3 protein-coding genes and 1 pseudogene are annotated in these 5,194 nt (G+C 56.4%); all 4 read right to left on the bottom strand.

The features are described 5' to 3' along the window. Positions 1 to 525 precede the first annotated feature (525 nt). Positions 526 to 2,205: an ATP-dependent DNA ligase gene (locus ACF8AM_RS02920; RefSeq protein ID WP_392554195.1), complete on the bottom strand. Its 1,680-nt coding sequence runs from the start codon at positions 2,203 to 2,205 to the stop codon at positions 526 to 528. Beyond that, positions 2,202 to 3,236, bottom strand: a complete 1,035-nt coding sequence (locus ACF8AM_RS02925) for a ligase-associated DNA damage response exonuclease (protein ID WP_392554196.1) — start codon at positions 3,234 to 3,236, stop codon at positions 2,202 to 2,204. Before ACF8AM_RS02925 ends, ACF8AM_RS02920 begins: the two co-directional genes overlap by 4 nt. Further along, the gene (locus ACF8AM_RS02930; protein WP_392554197.1) at positions 3,233 to 4,663 is read right to left on the bottom strand and encodes a UdgX family uracil-DNA binding protein; all 1,431 of its coding nucleotides are present in this window, start codon (positions 4,661 to 4,663) and stop codon (positions 3,233 to 3,235) included. Before ACF8AM_RS02930 ends, ACF8AM_RS02925 begins: the two co-directional genes overlap by 4 nt. 6 nt (positions 4,664 to 4,669) lie before the next feature. Then, positions 4,670 to 5,194 (bottom strand): annotated as a pseudogene (locus ACF8AM_RS02935) (biotin synthase); the annotation flags it as partial.

The following is a 5,194-nucleotide window of genomic DNA, read 5'->3' on the forward strand; positions in this document are numbered from 1 at the left end:
CGCTCACGCGTCGGGTTGAGAATGCTACCAAGCTCAAGTCACCCGCCGTGAAACGCACCCGTCCAAATGAGCACCGATTGCCTCGGGTACAATTGCGTGCCCTCAACATCACAACCCGACGCGTCAGTTTTGAAGTTGCGCTTTTTTCAAAACCCGAAGCGTCAGCGAGGGAAAAACGATGTTGACTTCGCCTCGCTGACGCGTCGGGTTATGAAATAACCAATGCCTCACGCAAAAGCGCAACTTCAAATCGCGTCAGCGAGGGACTCACCACCGAGCAGCATGGTCCCTCGCTCACGCGTCGGGTTGAGAATGCTACCAAGCTCGCGTCATTCGCTGTGAAACGCACCCATCCAAATGAGTGCCGATTGCCTCGGGTACAATTGCGTGCCCTCACCATCACAACCCGACGCGTCAGCGAGGGAATCACCACCAAGCAGCACGGTCCCTCGCTCACGCGTCGGGTTGGGATTTTCAGCGGGGACCGAGATCGGGATCACTTTCGACACGGTGTACGGGGCTTCCTCATGATTCCGCCGGCAGTAATTCAAGAAGCTCGCTGAGATGGTTTGCGTCGGCAGCTTGTTTGTCGTGACGCCAACGTTGGATCCGGGGAAACCGAGTCGCGATGCCGCTTTTGTGTCGTGAACTGCGTTGCAGCCCCTCGAACGCGAGCTCCATCACCAGTTCCGGCGACACACTTCGAACGGGACCAAAGGATTCCTTGGTGTGAGCGCGAACAAAGCGATCGACCTTCCGAATCTCGGCATCGGTCAATCCGCTATAGGCCTTTGCGAATGGCACCAACTTCTCATCGTCCCACAGAGCAAACGTGTAGTCCGTGTACAGACTCGCACGCCTGCCGTGTCCCTTTTGTGCATAGATCAAAACGGCATCGATCGTGTACGGTTGGACCTTCCACTTCCACCACGTTCCGCGAACGCGTCCGGTGTCGTAGACCGATTGTTTGTGCTTCAGCATCAAGCCTTCCGCGTGTTGCTGGCGGCTTGACTCACGAATCGTTCGCCAAGCGTCCCAAGAATCCCCTGCGATCAGCTTTGTCGCACAGAGGTGCGGGTGCTCGATCGATCGCAACAAATCCTCGAGTCGCTCACGACGATCCTTGAACGGGAGCGAACGTAGATCGCGACCGTTTTCTTCCAGCAGATCAAAGGCATGAAAGACAACCGGGACTTCTGACAAGAGTTTCTTGCCGACGGTTTTTCGCCCAATCCGTCGTTGCAGTGCCGCAAACGGAAGCACGTTCCCGTCGCCTCTCGACGCCAGAATCTCGCCGTCCAACACTGTCCCGTTTGGCAAACAAGCGGCAGCCGTTTCAATCTCCGGCCAACGATTTTCCATCAAGTCTTCTCCACGTGACCAAACGAACGTTTCGCCCTCTCGTCGGATCACCTGACCGCGGATACCGTCCCATTTCCATTCCGCAACGTAGTCCGAAGCTTCGCCAAGCGGCTCCGGCCCTTGCTCATTGTCGATTGCGTGAGCCAAACAAAACGGGTATGGCTGGCTGAGCCGCGTGTCGTTCGTGTCAGGGTCGATCAGTCTCTGAAAAAACTCAACCGATGGTTGCCAATTCCCCATCAAACGGTGTGCGATCACATCAGCAGGAATGTCAAAGCGATCCGCGATCGCGCGCGTCACCAAACGCTTGCTCACACCAACGCGAAAAGAGCCTGTGATCAGCTTCATCACCACAAAACGAACCTGGACCGTCGTTTGTCGCCAGATCGAGAGAATCGCCGACCGTTGCTCGTTCTCATCCATTGCACGGAGCGGAAGCAACCGCTGAGTGACCCAGTCCGCAAGACTCTGGTTCGCAGCGGATGTCTCACCTCCGTTTTCGAAGCCTTCATGGCACTCGTCTGAAGACAGACGCGAACCGAATTCCGAACGGAGCTGCACGTCACCTTCGGGGACAACGAGTGCAAGCGTTTCTGCCAAGTCTCCTACCGCGTGATATGATTCGTCGAACAACCAATCTGGTATACCTGCCTGTTCAGCAGCCCAAACTCGCAAGATCTTCGATGGCACGAGTTGCCGCAGTTTGTTCCCGGACAAAAAGTGAATCGCCCAGGCGGCGTCCAATCCCTCGGCTTCACCAAAGTAGGCGGACATCGCAGCGATTTTTTCGTTCGTCTTGGTTGTCGAATCCAAGGTGTTGTAAAGCTGTGCGAATCGAATCATGACTCAGCCTCCGATTCGGCAAGGTGCTCCTCTGCCTCAGCATCCTCATCACTTTCACCGCGAGAGGATGATCCCAAGACCTTCGCCTGGCGGCCTTGCTCGGTAAGGTAGCGAGCCACGACGGCACTGTATCCATGTGTGACCCAAACCGACTCGGGATCGCAAGCCTCAATCGCTTGCATCAACGACGGCCAATCGACGTGGTCGCTGACAATGAACCCACGGTCCACGCTGCGCCGTCGCCGGGCTCCGCGAACCGCCATCCAGCCGCTTGCCATGGCGGTACTGACACGTCCGAACTTGCGCATCCACGGCGTCCCATGCGCACTGGGTACCGCCACCACCATGCCGCCCTTCCAGTCATGCTTGCCGTCGACGGAGCCGACGTACGTCGTCTCGGGCATCGCGACTCCCGAATCCCGGTATGCCTGCGTCCCTTTTTCAACGGCCCCGTGCGTGTAGATCGGCCCGATGGACGAGTCCAATCCGGCCAATAGTCTTTGACTCTTGCCAACCGCGTAGCCATACAACACACAACACTTGCCAGCGTCCCGGCTCTCTCGCCACCACTGGTTGATCGCGGCCGTTGTCACGCTTTGCGGTTGCCAGCGGTAAACCGGCAAACCAAATGTCGACTCGGTGACCATCAGGTGACAGCAAATGGGTTCCCAGCTTTCACACGTTGGATCGTCACCGAGTTTGTAATCGCCTGTGACCACTTCCACGCGGCCTCGATATTCCAAACGAACTTGAGCGGAACCGAGGATGTGCCCAGCCGGATGAAAGCTGACCTTGATTCCAGCGATCGAGACGGACTCGCCATAATTCAAAAACTCGAACTCGGCATCGTCGTTCATCCGCATTCGCAGAAGGTGCTCGCTCGGTTTGGCCGCCAAATAGTGACGGCACCCCCACCGTGCATGGTCGGTGTGCGCGTGACTGACAATGGCCCGTTCAACTGGACGGTTGGGATCAATGTAAAATCCCCCGCGTGGACAATGCAAACCGATGGGCGTCGATTCCAAAATCATGATTCGCTCACCGCCAATTGCAGGTCACCGATCAGTTGCTCTTGCATCTGCGATCGGCGAGATTCATCGGGCATTCGCAACACTGCCGCCGGATGCCAAGTCGCCAATGTCCGCTCACACCATTCCGTTTGCAGCAGCTTGCCACGCGATCTGGTGATCCGAAAATCGCGGCCGAGCAACGCCTGAGACGGTGTTGCGCCCAAGCACACGATCACCTTGGGAAGAAGCACCGACAATTCCGCTTCCAACCAAGGCCGGCAAGCGTAGATTTCACGTGAGTTTGGTTTCTGATGCAGCCGTCGCTTGCCGCGCTGTATGAATTTGAAATGCTTGACCGTGTTGGTCACGTAAACATCCTTGCGGTCGATGCCCGCTTGAGACAAGCACTCATTGAGAAGCTGCCCAGCAGGTCCGACAAAGGGTTTGCCTTGAACGTCTTCCTGGTCGCCGGGCTGCTCCCCGATCAAGACAACCTGGGCACTTGGATTTCCCTCGCCAAAGACGGCTTGTGTCGCATCCTGACAAAGATCGCAAGCGGAACACTGCCTCACCGCCTCAGCTAGACTCGACAGATCCATCTCCGACGGCATGAAGTGCATCGCCGTCTGTCCGAATCCTTCGTGTGTTTCAATCATCTTTTCGACACGAGCCGGTGCTTGCTCTAGAAGTTTCGGAATCAACCCCGCTTCGGGCAGCGTCGCCCAATGTCGCACTGGCATCTCACGTTTCATCATCGCGACTTTGACGCGAGCCGGATTGAAGATCGATGCGTAGTAGGTCTTCCAAAGCTCCTCGAGCGAATCGTCGCTGTCCACTTCGCTAGCGGACACACCACGACCATATTGCAGGGAGGTTTGATCCCAACACGCCGACTCATCCGGCGTGAAGATCGACCAACGCATGCCTTTGAAACGTCGGGCAAAAAACGGAGCCGCCAATCGCATGATCCGATGATCAGGTCGATGCCAAGCCACAAAGGTCTCGGGGTCATCAGCGACCTTTCGAAACCGAACGAACGCTTTCATTTTGTGAACGTCGCGCGTGACCGCCTTCTGCATCTGAGTCAATTGGTAGACATCGTCGTCCGTTGTGATCTTCAGCAGTTCACGCTGCTCGTTGACGATTCGCCACAGCGTGCGGTAGAGCAACGCCCAACGTCCGGATTCGCGGTGACAGGCGACGTTTTCGGCCAGTTTCAAAAAGTCTTGCGGAACCGTGAAGGTTCGATTCGCGGGAACCGATTGCTCGTTCGTCTTTCGGTCAGAAACTTGGCGGCTGTCTGAACCACTGGTGCCTTCTTCAAACAAACTCAATTGGTCTGGGTCGGTTTGCCAATGCACATCGGACGGACGTGCCTTCATCGCGATCAGCCGCCTGGCCTCGGTCCGCCACTGCTCGAACGTCTCAACGCAATTTGATCGAATCATCCGCGGTCAAACCTCACCAGAGATTGCTGACGTGGAAGCATCAAACAGCAACAACTGGGTCGTCGATGGTTTGGCACGTTCCCCAAGATCGAGCTTGTCCAAACTGGCCAAACCGGGATTGTGATCCGCCGTTTCAACAAACCACTTGGTTCGCTTCCACGCGACTCGCAGTTTTCGCAGGTCAGCGATACGCAGGCTTTGAAACTTTCGAATCTTCAAGATGCGGTCCACGCTGCGAACACCGATCCCTGGAATACGGAGCAATTCTTCGCGGCTGGCCCGATTCACGTCCACTGGAAAGAAGTGACGATTCGCGATCGCCCACGCTAGCTTTGGATCCATCTCAAGCGACAAATTCGATTCACTTTCCGCGACGATCTCACTGGCATCGAATCCGTAAAAACGCATCAGCCAATCGGCTTGATAAAGACGATGTTCACGTACCAACGGCGGCGATTGCCCTGGCAGTCGAGCGTCGGCGTGAGGGATCGGACTGTAGGCTGAGTAGTACACACGGCGGAGACGCTGGCC

Source organism: Rhodopirellula sp. JB055 (assembly GCF_043100905.1).
Taxonomy (GTDB): domain Bacteria; phylum Planctomycetota; class Planctomycetia; order Pirellulales; family Pirellulaceae; genus Rhodopirellula.